Origin of the sequence: Chryseobacterium sp. B21-037 (assembly GCF_028570785.1) — a bacterium.
GTDB lineage: Bacteria > Bacteroidota > Bacteroidia > Flavobacteriales > Weeksellaceae > Chryseobacterium > Chryseobacterium proteolyticum.
On sequence record NZ_JALGCB010000001.1, the window covers coordinates 1941459 to 1958143 of the forward strand.

Sequence of the window (16685 nt, forward strand, 5' to 3'; positions counted from 1 at the left end):
AATTTAATCGAACAGGTTATCAATAAGGTTATCTACGTGATCCGACAGATTTTGATCTTCTGCTGTCGTTTCTTCAGTGTATGAGTTCATGCTTTGTATGAAGTGTGCTAACTCTGATACACTTGGGTAAGAAAAGAATTTGGCAATTTCTATTTCTAAACCAAAATCTTTACGCAATAGCTGGGAGAGCTTTACAATAGACAATGAATTTAATCCCATATCAAAGAAGTTGTCCTGAATACTGATCTCTTCTTTCTGATAATTCAAAATTTTTGCTAGTAATTCAACCAGTAGTTGCTCCGTTTCCGTTTGAGGTGCTACATATTCGTTCTTGATTAGATCCGAACTTTCCACTTCAGGTAAGCTTTTCCTGTCAATCTTGCCATTGCTGGTTAAAGGAATAAAATCCAGTTCCACATAAAAACCTGGCAGCATATACTGCGGAAGCTTTGTTTCCAGATATTGAGACAAGTCTTGTTTATCAATCGATATGTCTGAAACATAATACACTACCAAACTCTTATTGCCCTGATGTTCTTTAACGGCAGTAACTGCATTTTTGATAGAATCTCCATAAGAAAGTACATGAGTGTCTATTTCTCCTAGCTCTATCCTATGACCGCGGATCTTAACCTGATGATCAATTCTTCCCAAATATTCGATATTACCGTCTGGTAACCATCTTCCAAGATCACCGGAACGATACATTTTACCGCCTTTTACAAAAGGATTATCAATAAATTTCTCTTCAGTTAAATCTTCAAGGTTAAGGTAACCTCTGGCCAAACCATCACCGGAAACATACATCTCTCCAATCACTCCTACAGGAAGCAAATGACCGTATGGATTCAGAATATAGCAGCCCAACGTTGGGATAGGTTTTCCTATATTAGATAAAGAACGGGTCATGTCTGCAGTGTTAAGCTTTTTATAGGTAACATGGACAGTAGTTTCCGTGATCCCGTACATATTGATCATTTGGATTTCCGGATATTTACGATGCCAATCCTGCAATAGAACAGGATTAAGAGCTTCTCCTCCAAAAATGACATAGCGTAACGACAGTTTCTCGTTATTAAATTCACTGTCAAATTCCAGAAGATTATAAAAAGCAGCAGGAGTTTGATTTAATATCGTGATCTTGTTCTCAATCAGATAGTTTAAGAAGGCTCCGGGATCCTGAGCCGTCTGCTTTGAGATGATATGCAAACTGCCTCCGTAAAGTAAGGCACCATAACATTCCCATACCGAAAAGTCAAAATTATAGGAATGGAATAAAGTCCATGAGTCATTACTGTTAAAATCATACAATGCTTCGTCATTGAACAATAAACGAACTACATTTTTATGTTCAATCATTACCCCTTTTGGATTTCCTGTGGTCCCTGAAGTATAGATAATATAAGCTAAGTGATCTGGTCTGATTACTGTCTCAGGATTCTCTGTGGAATATTTTTCTTTTAAAGAATCAAACTCTAAAAGGAAAGATTCATCAATACTAGCTTTAGCCTGGGTGTCACTCAAAATGTAATTGATCCTTTCCTTTGGATAATCAACATCTATTGGCACGTAAGCTCCTCCCGACTTCAGTATCCCTAATATTGCAACCAGCATATTCTCATTACGAGGTAACTCAATACAAATCAAATCATCTCCCTCTATAGAATATTTCTCACGTAAATAATGAGCTAACTGATTGGATCGGGCATTGAGGTCAGCATAGGTCAGCGAAATATCTTCATAAACAACTGCTGCATGATCCGGAGTCGTTAGTACCTGTTTTTCAAATAAACTTACAATAGTTTCATCAACAGGATAATTAACTTCTGTATTATTGAATGATTCTAAAACTGCCTTTTCTTCAAGGCTTACATAATCCATTGTTTTTAAAGGAGTATCTGCTGCACTTATAAACTGATGAAAAACTTCTCTAAAATGAGACAATAAAGACGTCATTGAAGATGGAGCAAATACGGAAGAATTATAGCGAAACTCAATATGCAGACTGCCATTATCAGGAACCACAACAATGGTAAAAGGATAATTCGTCTGTTCAAAAGAACCTGCTGACTCAGACGATAAGCCTGCATATGAACTTGCTTCTGCATTCCCTTGCTCATTCTTTACATAATTCTCAAAAACAATAATATGATTAATCAGCTCTTTACCTAAAGAGGATAAAGACTGGATCTCTGCCAGACTATTAAAATGATAACGGCTGCTCTGAATAGAGTCCTGATGAAGTTGGCTTAACAGACTACGTGGAGTATCCTCCTCACCAATTCGGGCACATACTGGTATTGTATTGATAAATAACCCCACCATATTCTCAATTCCAGGAATTTCAGCAGGTCTTCCTGAAACCACACTCCCAAAGACTACTTCTTCGGATGCATTATAAGAGCTTAACAAGTAAGACCACACTCCCTGGAAATACGTATTCAACGTAATACCGGAACCCTGACAGAAGTCTTCAATAGCCTCAAAATCATGTTTTCCTATGGTAAGGGTTTCAGTAAGGTAATGGTTGTGGGATGATTCATTGGTATTAATAAAAGGAATTAATGTCGGGGAATCGATTCCCTGGAGATAATTTTTCCAATAGGTTAAAGCTTCTTCTTTATCTACGCTTTCAAGCCATTTAATATATGAAGCGTATTTCTCAGTATCCGGTAATGGAATAGCAATACCATTTTGAAGACTGCCTAATATTGTAGAAAAATCACTGATCAGAATACTAAGGCACCAGCCGTCCATAATGATATGATGATGACTCCAGATGAAGTCGTAATAACCATTAGGTAATTGTACAACCAGCAAACGCATCTGTGTAGGTTCACCCAAATTAAAACCACGATCTATATCACCTTGTCTGATATTGTCTAGTTCAAGTTCTGATTCTAAGATTAAATGCTTAAAGTCAATTCGAGCTTTTTTATGAACAATCTGTAAAGGCACTTCTCCATAACGGTCTTCAAAGGAAGTGCGAAGAATCGTGTAACGGTTTAATAATATCCCAAATGCCTTTTCTACCAAAGATAAGTTAAGCTCAGAAGCTTTAATGCGGTACGAAGTCTGCATAAAATATGCTAATCCTTTAGGATCTACCAGCCAATGATAATACAAGCCCTGCTGCATCGGGGAAAGCTCATAAATATCTTCTATATCATTCCCTTTACTGATCTCCTCAATGGTGCTGAATGATAATCCTTTGTAAGTAAGGTCTGATGGAGTTAGAATCACAGATGAATCTTCACTCTCTTTCACTATAGCTTCCAGGTGAGACTGATAAGCGAATAAAAGTTTTTGTATCGTATTTTCTGTAAATAATTTATCTGAAAAACGGATATTGATACTCATCACTCCGTTCACCGTCATTCCTGAGACATCCAACAAGAGATCTGTAGATAAATTAGCAGAATCTACAGAAGAGCCTATATTTTCGGAACTGTAATCAAATAAGGAGCGCTTCCCTTCAGTTTCAGAATCTCCAATTTCATTAAAATCTCCAAGGTAATTGAACTGTATGGAAGGATTACTTGTTGAAGAAAATGCATCACCCAGATAATTCAAAATACCATAACCAATCCCTTTGTTTGGAATACCTCGTAAACCTTCTTTTACACTTACCAAAGCAGGCTGACTGTTATCGCTGATATCAAGGTTAAAAGGATATACACTGGTAAACCAACCTATCGTCCGGCTGATGTCAAGTCCTGTGTTCATCACTTCCCTACCATGTCCTTCCATTAATACCTTGGTCTTGCTAACCCCAAACTGATTCTGTAAAGCCAATGCCAAACCGGTCAGTAAAACATCATTGATCTCTGCACTGTATTTCCTCCCTGCACGAGTCTGTAATAATTTAGTAGCATCAGTACTTAAACTAAAACCTAAGCTTTTATCTAAAACCTGTTTGCCTTCTACAGGATAATCTGTAACAAGAGCTGTATAGTTTTCAGATTCTACGCCTTCCCAATATAAACGCTCTTTGGATAGTTCCAAACTTCTGCTGTATTCATCCAAGGCTTTACCCCAACTCTGGAAGGAATCCGTTTTAGAGGGCAGAGAATATTGTTGTCCTCTAATTTCTGACTCATATAAATTACCTAAATCTTCCAGCAAAATTCTCCACGAAACACCATCCATTACCAAATGATGAACAACTAAAATGATACGGTCCCCATCACTCATGGAAACATGACCCACATGGAATAAAACTCCAGACTCTATGTTGATTGTACTCTGAAGGTCCTTTCCTATTTGTTGTAATTGGAATAATTCTTCTGATTCACTGCCACTGTCCCGGATATCAAAAGACGCTAAACGGTAATGTACGCCATCAATTCCCGAATTATACTGATTCCATTTCCCGTCTTTATGACTATACATCATTCTTAAAGCATCATGATGCTCTACAAGACATTTTAAGGAAGTTTCTAAAACAGAAGCCGACAGTCTTTCACTGCTTTTTAAAATAACAGACTGATTATAATGATTTTTATTGGTGATCCCTTCACTTTCAAAGAAATACCTCTGGATAGGAGTTAGAATACTTTCTCCTGTAACTTCAGACTGGTCGATTTTAGCAACATCTGTTGTCATATAGCACGCCAGCTCTTCTAATACAGGATACTGTAAAATATGTTCTACCTTCAGACTATAACCCTGCTGACGAAGTCTGGAAACTATCTGAATGGATTTTATGGAGTCTCCTCCTAAATTATAATAGTTATCACGGATACTGATCGGACTGTGTTTCAAGACCTGCTCACAGACAGAGACTAATACCTTTTCTTCTTTACTGGTAGCTGCAACATATTCTGTGGTAATAAGATCTTCTGAACTTACTTCTGGTAAACTCTTTCTGTCAACCTTTCCATTGCTTGTTAAAGGAATCTGGTCAAGTTCCACATAAAAGCCGGGTAACATATATTGTGGAAGCTTGCTCTCCAGATGTCTCGCCAGATCCTGCTTGTCAATCGGGGTATCACTTACATAGTACACCACCAAACTCTTATCTTCTTCATGTTCTTTTACTTCTGTAACAACAGATTTAATCGATTCACTGAAAGAAAGCACCTGGCTGTCGATCTCTCCAAGCTCTATCCTATGACCACGGATCTTTACCTGATGGTCAATCCTTCCCAGATACTCTATTGTACCATCAGCTAGCCATTTTCCTAAATCTCCTGTGCGGTACATCTTCGTACCCGGAATAAATGGATTGTCTACAAACTTCTCTGCGGTAAGCTCTGGATTATTTAAATAACCCTGAGCCAATCCAGCTCCAGAGATATACATCTCCCCGCTTACTCCTGCAGGAACCAAATGTTTATTCTCATCTAAAATATAAATCTGCGTATTGGCGATAGGCTGACCGATAGGTATGGTAGAAGAAGCTAAATCACTCCCCTTTTCAAGTTTATGTACGGTAGCACAGATGCTCGTCTCTGTAGGACCATAAGCATTGTAAAAAGTTCCATACTTCAGATATTCTTTCGTCTTACCAATAATTGCTGATTCTCCTGCGGTTATTAAACCTTTCAATCCCTGAAGTCTCTCAACATTCAGTAAACTGAAAAATGCCGGTGGCAGTGTTACCAGATCAATGGAATGATTGTTTACATACTCTTCAAAGGCATAAACATCTTTTCTCACTGAATCACTCAAAATATGAAGACTCTTACCACTTAGCAACGTCATAAAAATCTCTGAAATAGAAGCATCAAATGAAAAAGAAGCAAACTGAGCAACATTCTCATAAGAGGAAACTTCAAAGAATTCTTTCTGGAATAACATTGTATTCAAAATACCGCCATGAGTATTCAAAACTCCTTTTGGTTCTCCCGTAGAACCGGAAGTGTATATGATGTATGCAATATCATCTCTTTCTAAAACTTCTGATGTAAACCCTGAGGCATCTTCTTCTGTAAATTCTAAATCTATAGAAAAAGATTCACCAGAATAGAAATCAAGGTCAAAGAAATAGTAAGATTCGGTGATCAGTAAAGATAAATCAGAAGTCATCACTTCTTTCCTGGATTCTGGAAGATTCGCATCTATAGGTACATAAACTGCTCCTAGTTTCAATATCCCAAGAATAGAAACGATCTGATTTTCTCCACGATTAAGCATTACTCCTACATAATCGCCTTTCTTGATTCCATAAGCACTTTGAAGCTGAAGAGCAAGGCTGGATGCTTTTTCATTCAATTCGATATAGCTTAAGCTAAGATCATCAAAAACAACAGCAATATTGTCAGGAGTAACATTCACCTGATCTTCAAATAAACTAAGAATTGTTGTACCTGCAGGATAAGCAACTTCTGTAGCGTTAAGCTCATTGATCAGGAACTCTCGTTCAGAGAAACTTAGATAATCTAATTCCGAAAGAGGAGTATCAATGTACGTTTTAAATTGGTTAAGAGCATTTTTCAAATGAGAAACCAGAATCTTGATAAAAGAAGAATATACTGATGCATTGTATTCAAAATCCATATTTAAATGATCCTCATATGGTTCTGCGACTAATGTAAAGTTATAGTTGGATTGATCAAAAACTTTTACTTTTTCAAAGTTTTCATTCGGTTCATTCTTTACGTAGTTTTCAAATATAATAATGTTGCTTAGCAAATCTTTCCCTAAAGAAGATAAGGATTGAATTTCCGCCAAACTGTTGAAATGATATCCTGTATTCTGTATAGAATTCTGATGTACTTTTTTCAAAAGGCTACGCGGTGTATCATCTTTGTTAACCAAAATCCTTACAGGGATGGTATTGATAAACAATCCGACCATACGTTCTACGTCCTCAATTTCTGCCGGTCTTCCTGACACAACAGCTCCGAATATGATTTCTTCTGAGGAATTGTATTTACTTAAAAGATAAGACCACACACCCTGTATATAAGTATTGAGAGTAATTCCAAGTTTCTGACACAGCTGATCAATTTCTTTAAATTCATCTCCCACCACACTAAATTTTTCGGTAACAAAATGAGGAGGTTCTTCTTTGGAGTTCTTTTCAAAAGGTATAAGCGTTGGAGCATTAATTCCTTCTAAATAGTTTTTCCAATGCAACATTGCCGAATCTTTATCAATCCCGCTTAGCCATTTAAGATAAGCAGAATATTTCTGAGGTTCTGGTAAATTGGCTTCCAGACTTTGTTTAAGCGAGTCTAATATTGCAGAGAAATCGTTGATCAGGATACTCAGACACCATCCATCCATAATGATATGGTGATAACTCCAAATAAACTCATATGTATCATTTGATAATTCTACTATTATCAAACGTAATTGTGTAGGTTGATTCAGAGCAAAACCACGGATAATATCATTTTCTTTAATAATCTCCAGATCGTTTTCCAGGGAATCTTTAGATCCTATTGTATGATATTTAAAGTCAACTTGTGCTTTTTTGTGAACGATCTGCAAAGGAACTTCTCCATAACGATTATCAAAAGAAGTCCGTAAAACCGTATAGCGATTGACAAGGATTCCAAATGCCTTTTCTACTTCTGACAGATCAAGACCCTCGGATTTTGTCCTGTACGAAGTCTGCATGAAATACGTGGCTCCTTTGGGTTCCACAAGCCAATGGTAATACAAGCCCTGCTGCATTGGCGAAAGCTCATAAATATCTTCAATATCCCCTTTCTTATTGATCTCCTGAATCGTATTGAATGACAATCCTTTATAAGTAAGATCTGATGGTGTTAAAATCACCTCTGAGCCTTCACTCTCGCCAATCATTTTCTCCAATTGATTCTGATAGCTATCCATCAGTTTCTGAACCGTAGCTTCAGTAAAGAGATCTCCTGAATAACGGATCGTGATAGTCATGGCACCACTCATCGTGATTCCTGAAACATCCAATAGAATATCGGTTCCTAGGTTTTCTTCAGATACCGGATTCCCGATAAACTCTGAGCTATAATTAAATGCTGATCCTATTGTATCATCAAAATCTCCAAGATAATTGAACTGAATAGTAGGACTTCCTGTTGAAGAAAATGAATCCCCTAAATAATTTAATACTCCGTAACCAATCCCTTTATGAGGAATACCTCTCAAATTTTCTTTGACACTCACCAAAGCCGGCTGACTCTCATTGCTGATGTCTAACGAAAAAGGATACACACTGGTGAACCATCCTACTGTTCTGCTGATATCAAGGTCAGTACTCATCACCTCTCTACCATGACCTTCCATCAGCACCTTGGTCTTGTTAATACCAAACTGATCCTGTAAGGATAAGGCCAATCCCGTCAATAAAACATCATTAATCTCTGCACTGTATTTCTTACCTGCACGCGTCTGTAATAATTTCGTAGACAATTCATTTAAGGAAAAGCTGATGCTGCTATCTAAAATATGTTTGCCTTTTGCAGGGTAATCGGTTGGAATAACCGGATAAATCTCTGATTCTATACCTTCCCAATACAAACGCTCTTGGGATAAAGAAGAACTATTGCTATACTTCTCCAATGCTGCTCCCCAACTCTGGAAAGAATCTGTTTTGGAAGGAAGTTCATAAGATACTCCTTTCATTCCCGATTCATATAAGCTTCCTAAATCTTCAAGCAAAATCCTCCAGGAAACTCCGTCAACCACAAGGTGGTGAATAACCAATATGATTCGGTCACCATCACTCATCGAAACATGTCCTATATGGGATAATATTCCGGATTCTATATTGACGGCGCTTTGGAGACGATCTCCTATTTTTTGTAAAGAACTCTGCTCGTTTTCAAAAGAGCCTTCTTCTCTGATATCAAAATATTCAAAATGATAATGATGACCTTCTGATCCTGCATTATATTGATTCCACTCACCTTCTTTCTGGCTATACACCATTCTTAAGGCATCATGGTGTTCTACAAGACGTTTGATCGAAGATTCCAAGACAGAACCTGATAGTCTTTCATTGCTCTTTAAAATAACAGACTGATTATAATGATTTTTATTGGTGATCCCTTCACTTTCAAAGAAATACCTCTGGATAGGAGTTAGAATACTTTCTCCTGTAACTTCAGACTGGTCGATTTTAGCAACATCTGTTGTCATATAGCACGCCAACTCTTCTAAAACAGGATATTGTAAAATATGTTCTACTTTTAAGCTATAGCCACGCTGACGTAATCTGGATACGATCTGGATTGACTTAATCGAATCGCCTCCAAGGTTATAATAATTATCACGGATACTGACAGGACTGTATTTTAAAACCTGCTCACAGACTTCTACCAATGCTTTTTCTTCCGTTGTTACTGGAGCCACATATTCAGTCTTGATTAAATCTGAAGTGCTTACTTCTGGCAAACTCTTTCTGTCGATCTTTCCGTTACTGGTCAGTGGAATATGCGCTAACTCAACGTAAAAACCAGGTAGCATATATTGGGGAAGCTTACTCTCTAAATAATAAGCTAGTTCTTGCTTGTCAATAACAGAATCACTGACATAATACACCACTAGCTTTTTGTCTCCTTCATGTTCTTTGACTTCCGTAACTACAGATTTAATAGATTCACTAAAAGAAAGCACCTGATGATCAATCTCTCCAAGCTCTATTCTATGCCCACGGATCTTTACCTGATCGTCAATCCTTCCCAGATACTCTATTGTACCATCTGGCAACCATCTTCCCAAATCTCCGGTACGGTACATTTTTGTACCTTCAACAAACGGATTGTCTATAAACTTCTCTTCTGTCAGATCTTCACGATTTAAATAACCTCTTGCTAAACCCGCTCCCGCTATATACAATTCTCCATGAATTCCAACTGGTAACAGATGACCATATTCATCCAATATATAAATCTGTGTATTCGAAATTGGACCTCCGATCGTGTTAACAGATAGCTCAACTTTCCGGGCAATACAGCCTACGGTTGCCTCTGTTGGGCCGTACTCATCATAGATCTCAATATCTTTATTGATAGCGTGAATAATCTGAATATGCTCATTATAAAGCTTTTCTCCTCCTAAAATAATTTTTCGGATACCCGTATTATTGATTTCTACATTCTTTAATAATGAAATATGAGAAGGCGTTAATTTTAAAATATCTATATCTGGATTTTCAAACGCATTCATAAGAACAGCTAAAATGTCTACTTCATTCTCTCCCAACCATAAAGAGCTTCCTCTCGTCAGAGAACAGAATAGTGCAGTAACTGAAAGATCAAAGGATATTGAAGTGAATAATCCCCAGTTGCCTCGGTCTCCACCATTAAAATAATATCCATTACTCCAGGAAACATAGTTCATCAAACTAGAATGGCTGATACAAACTCCTTTAGGGTTTCCTGTTGTACCCGACGTATAAATAACATAAGCCAGATCTGAACGATGAATCTCTGTAGAAAGATTTTCTATTGAATAATTTTCTTTCAATGAATCAAACTCTTTCCAGAAAGACTCATCTATACACAATTTAGACTGTGTATCTTTCACAATAAAATCTTTTCTTTCCTGAGGGTAATTCACATCAATCGGAACATACGCTCCTCCTGATTTTAGAATTCCAAGAATCGAAACAATCATCTTTTCATTACGTGGCAGTTCAATACAAACCAAGTCATTAGATCTGATATTGTAATGATTTCTCAGGTAATGAGCTAGACGGTTAGATTCTGCATTTAAATCATTGTAGCTAAGCTTTACATCATCATATATTAATGCTACACTATTCGCACAGCTATTAACCTGTTCTTCAAACAATTTTACAACAGTCTTTTCAGAAGAATATGAAGTTTCTGCACCATTGAAGTCTTCCAATAATTCCTTTACTTCCGGATTACTTAAATAGCTGAAGTTTTTGATTGCCTGATCAGGAAAAGCTGCAAACTGTCCCAATATATTCTTAAAATGCCCGGCTAAAGATGTTATTAAAGATTTATAAAATACAGATGAATTGTATTTAAAATCTATTGATAAGCTATTTTTTCCCGGAACGGCAATAATATTAAAATCATAATTCGTCTGTTCAAAAGTATCTGCTTTTTGATCAGCCATTCCCATGATCGAAAGATGATTATTAACATCTCGCTTTGCATAGTTCTCAAAAACGATAATATTGTTGATCAACTCTTTTCCTAATGAAGATAGAGACTGGATATCGGATAAACCGGTAAAATGGTATCCGGTACCCTGAATAGAATCGTGATGTAATTTTTCGAGTAAATTTCTTGGTGTTTCATCTTTACTTACATTCACACATACAGGAATAGTATTGATAAAGAGTCCGACCATATGCTCAACCTCTTCAATATCTGCAGGTCTTCCTGAAACCACACTCCCAAAAACTACTTCTTCAGATGCATTATAACAACTTAACAAATAAGACCAAACTCCCTGGACATATGTATTGAGAGTGATTCCCAGATTTTTACAAAGATTGCTAATACCAGCGAATTCCTCATTTTCTACTTTTATTATTTCGGTAATAAAGTGAGGATCCTTTTCTGATGTACTCTTTTTAAAAGGAATAAGTGTTGGAGAAACCACCCCTTTGAGATAATTTTCCCAGTAACTTAAGGCTTCTTCTTTATTTACTGTTTTCAGCCAGTTGATATAAGACGAATATTTTTTAGATTCCGGCAAATTAATCTCCACATCTTGTTTCAGGGAGTTCAAAATAACAGCGAAATCATTGATAAGGATACTTAAACACCACCCATCCATGATAATATGGTGATGACTCCAAATGAATTCATATTCTCCATTAGGAAGCGTGATAACCGTCAGGCGCATTTGGGTAGGTACACCCAGGCCAAATCCTTGGGCTATATCCTCTTCTTTTATAGTATCTAATTCAAGCTCTGATTCTAAGATTAAATGCTTAAAGTCAACTTGTGCTTTTTTGTGAACGATTTGCAAAGGAACTTCTCCATAACGATTATCAAAAGAAGTCCGTAAAACCGTATAGCGATTGACAAGGATTCCAAATGCCTTTTCTACTTCTGACAGATCAAGACCCTCGGATTTTGTCCTGTACGAAGTCTGCATGAAATACGTGGCTCCTTTGGGTTCCACAAGCCAATGGTAATACAAGCCCTGCTGCATTGGCGAAAGCTCATAAATATCTTCAATATCCCCTTTCTTATTGATCTCCTGAATCGTATTGAATGACAATCCTTTATAAGTAAGATCTGATGGTGTTAAAATCACCTCTGAGCCTTCACTCTCGCCAATCATTTTCTCCAATTGATTCTGATAGCTATCCATCAGTTTCTGAACCGTAGCTTCAATAAAGAGATCTCCTGAATAACGGATCGTGATAGTCATGGCACCACTCATCGTGATTCCTGAAACATCCAATAGAATATCGGTTCCTAGGTTTTCTTCAGATACCGGATTCCCGATAAACTCTGAGCTATAATTAAATGCTGATCCTATTGTATCATCAAAATCTCCAAGATAATTGAACTGAATAGTAGGACTTCCTGTTGAAGAAAATGAATCCCCTAAATAATTTAATACTCCGTAACCAATCCCTTTATGAGGAATACCTCTCAAATTTTCTTTGACACTCACCAAAGCCGGCTGACTCTCATTGCTGATGTCTAACGAAAAAGGATACACACTGGTGAACCATCCTACTGTTCTGCTGATATCAAGGTCAGTACTCATCACCTCTCTACCATGACCTTCCATCAGCACCTTGGTCTTGTTAATACCAAACTGATCCTGTAAGGATAAGGCCAATCCCGTCAATAAAACATCATTAATCTCTGCACTGTATTTCTTACCTGCACGCGTCTGTAATAATTTCGTAGACAATTCATTTAAGGAAAAGCTGATGCTGCTATCTAAAATATGTTTGCCTTTTGCAGGGTAATCGGTTGGAATAACCGGATAAATCTCTGATTCTATACCTTCCCAATACAAACGCTCTTGGGATAAAGAAGAACTATTGCTATACTTCTCCAATGCTGCTCCCCAACTCTGGAAAGAATCTGTTTTGGAAGGAAGTTCATAAGATACTCCTTTCATTCCCGATTCATATAAGCTTCCTAAATCTTCAAGCAAAATCCTCCAGGAAACTCCGTCAACCACAAGGTGGTGAATAACCAATATGATTCGGTCACCATCACTCATCGAAACATGTCCTATATGGAATAATATTCCGGATTCTATATTGACGGCGCTTTGGAGACGATCTCCTATTTTTTGTAAAGAACTCTGCTCGTTTTCAAAAGAGCCTTCTTCTCTGATATCAAAATATTCAAAATGATAATGATGACCTTCTGATCCTGCATTATATTGATTCCACTCACCTTCTTTCTGGCTATACACCATTCTTAAGGCATCATGGTGTTCTACAAGACGTTTGATCGAAGATTCCAAGACAGAACCTGATAGTCTTTCATTGCTCTTTAAAATAACAGACTGATTATAATGATTTTTATTGGTGATCCCTTCACTTTCAAAGAAATACCTCTGGATAGGAGTTAGAATACTTTCTCCTGTAACTTCAGACTGGTCGATTTTAGCAACATCTGTTGTCATATAGCACGCCAACTCTTCTAAAACAGGATATTGTAAAATATGTTCTACTTTTAAGCTATAGCCACGCTGACGTAATCTGGATACGATCTGGATTGACTTAATCGAATCGCCTCCAAGGTTATAATAATTATCACGGATACTGACAGGACTGTATTTTAAAACCTGCTCACAGACTTCTACCAATGCTTTTTCTTCCGTTGTTACTGGAGCCACATATTCAGTCTTGATTAAATCTGAAGTGCTTACTTCTGGCAAACTCTTTCTGTCGATCTTTCCGTTACTGGTCAGTGGAATATGCGCTAACTCAACGTAAAAACCAGGTAGCATATATTGGGGAAGCTTACTCTCTAAATAATAAGCTAGTTCTTGCTTGTCAATAACAGAATCACTGACATAATACACCACTAGCTTTTTGTCTCCTTCATGTTCTTTGACTTCCGTAACTACAGATTTAATTGATTCACTGAAAGAAAGCACCTGATGATCAATCTCTCCAAGCTCTATTCTATGCCCACGGATCTTTACCTGATCGTCAATCCTTCCCAGATACTCTATTGTACCATCTGGCAACCATCTTCCCAAATCTCCGGTACGGTACATTTTTGTACCTTCAACAAACGGATTGTCTATAAACTTCTCTTCTGTCAGATCTTCACGGTTTAAATAACCTCTTGCTAAACCTGCTCCCGCGATATACAATTCTCCATGAACTCCAACTGGTAACAAATGTCCATATTCATCCAATATATAAATCTGTGTATTCGAAATAGACTTTCCAATATTTACATTTGGATCATTGACAATGGAAACAGATGACCATACTGCACACTCTGTAGGACCATATTCATTATACAGAATAGCATCGCTATGTTTTTGATGATTTAATACTAAATTTTTACTTAATTCCTCTCCTGCAACAATGACATGTTTCAGCGTATTTTCTCCTGAAATGTTTTCATTGAGATAAGGAAGCAAACTGGAGTAATAATTGGGAACACATAATATTCCCTCAATTTTATTTTTTATAATCCGATGCGAAATATATTCAACATCTTTAATATTCATATTGCTTTCAATAAATAATCTTCCGCCACTGCACAGTGTTCCAAAGATTACGGCTACCGAAGAGTCAAAAGAGAAAGAAGGGACAAGTAACATACTTTCAATATCATAGAAAGCAATTCTGTTGATCGTAGAATGAAATACATTCTGATGCTCAATCATTACCCCTTTAGGTTTTCCGGTAGTTCCTGATGTATAAATAACGTATGCCAGATGATTTCCTTTTATTGCACAACCACAGCTTTCCGCTGAATATGCATGTTTAACTTCATTAAACTTGGCCAGGAATACTTCATCTATATTCACTTTAGCTTTAGTATCAGATAGAATGTAGTCAATCCGTTCTTTTGGATAATCTCTATCGATAGGAACGTATGCTCCTCCAGATTTTAATATACCCAGTATGGATATGATCATCATTTCATTCCGGGGAAGTTGAATACAGATCAGGTCATCAGCCTTTATATCATATTGATTTTTAATATAATGAGCCAACCTATTGGATTCCATATCAAGATCAGCATAACTCAATGCTACATCTCCATAGATTACTGCAAGCCCGTCGGGATTTTTCCTTACCTGAGAATCAAATAAATCAATAATTGTCTGATCAGAAGGGTAATCAGTTGTCAAGTTAAACCTGCTAAGCATTTCTACTCCCTCCTCTTCTGAAACAAGGGCATAATCGGTGAGACTTGTATCTAGTAATTGATCATAATTGGAAAGAATATGCACTAAACTCTTCAATAAATTCTCAATTAAATATCCTCTATAAATATCTTTATAACAAATACTTAAAACAACCTTTTCTTCAGATTCGTTATACAAAAGAGAAAGATTATCCTGTACGGATTCAGATCCCTTCCCATACTGAATCGAAAAATTAGAGTATTTCGTTAAATCAAGATCATTGTTATTGTAATCAGAATGAGAAACAGCTTCTTTAATATTGCTGGCAAAACTCTTCAAAAGGTCTTTAAATGTTATCTCTGTATTTTTCTCAACATCCAATAATATTTTATTTTTTAATGGAATATGATCAGATGCAAACACCTTAATAACACCTTGAAAATCTTCACAATATCTATCAAGTAAAAAAGAAAAAACAGATGAAAGAATGGTTAATTTGGATAAAGAACTGTTTTTTGAAATTTTCAGAAAACTATCCAGATCACACTTCAAAATCTCGATTTCCAAAGATGCAGTGTTATCTTCAGATAAGACAACAATTTCTTTATTTTTTGTCTTATTTAGCCAAAAAATATTTGATAAAGAGGATGTGTTTAGCATTATATTAAATGATAAGGTTGGATTTCAGCGATCAGACTTTGTTGTAAAGAATCTATTCTTACACAAATCTTTTGATTGTTATTTATTATAGAATTTTACATGGATAAGACTCGAAAGGGCCGGATATTATAACTTTCTTTTTCTTCTATATTCAGTTCATGTATCCCTTTACACTCATAATAATGGTTCAGACATACTTTAATGCGATTTATTTCTTCATCTAAAATCCGGACTAATTTGCCTCCAGATCTGATAAATAATACAATCTCATCCATTATAAATGCTTTGAAATAATCTTTTATTATTTCCAGATAAATAAAGACATACAAATTAAAAAGAGGCTTTTCTACTTTCTTTTTACGGTCACTCCATTGTGACATTATTATATTGAGAGATAGATATATCGTGAAATCTCGCTCAGCTAAATTCTGAGCTATTTTTCTTTGGAGATGGGATTTGGTATAGATTACATACCAACCTTTGATAAAGTTCATAATGTTAAGCAATCACGGTTATTACAGCTTCGCCACTTAAGTCACAGTTTCTTGTGACAAAAGAGATATTAAAGAACTAAAAAAAAGAGAGATTATTAAAGAGACTTTAGATGATAATATTTTTAATCTTTGATTTTTCCGATTCTTAGTGTTTAGTTTTTCTGAGTTGCTAATGTAAAAAAAAAACATTTAAATTATGTCACTAAATTTTGAATTTAACAAAAAATTAATTTCTCATTAGCAGACAACACCTCTTATTATTCACTTTTTTACAGTAAGTTAGGTAAAATAGTTAAAATATTAATGTACAATATATCAACA

General features: G+C 36.2%; 2 protein-coding genes. Both read right to left on the minus strand.

Annotated features, from left to right (window positions below):
- Positions 1-3 precede the first annotated feature (3 nt).
- Positions 4-15777, minus strand: a complete 15774-nt coding sequence (locus tag MTQ00_RS08485; protein WP_273648454.1) for a non-ribosomal peptide synthetase — start codon at positions 15775-15777, stop codon at positions 4-6.
- Between the two features lie 188 nt (positions 15778-15965).
- The gene (gene nusG / locus MTQ00_RS08490) at positions 15966-16364 is read right to left on the minus strand and encodes a transcription termination/antitermination protein NusG (protein WP_273648455.1); all 399 of its coding nucleotides are present in this window, start codon (positions 16362-16364) and stop codon (positions 15966-15968) included.
- Positions 16365-16685 lie beyond the last annotated feature (321 nt).

Bases quoted from the DNA above. Each gene is read 5' to 3' on its own strand.
- nusG (WP_273648455.1), bottom strand. From the start codon at position 16,364: ATGAACTTTATCAAAGGTTGGTATGTAATCTATACCAAATCCCATCTC.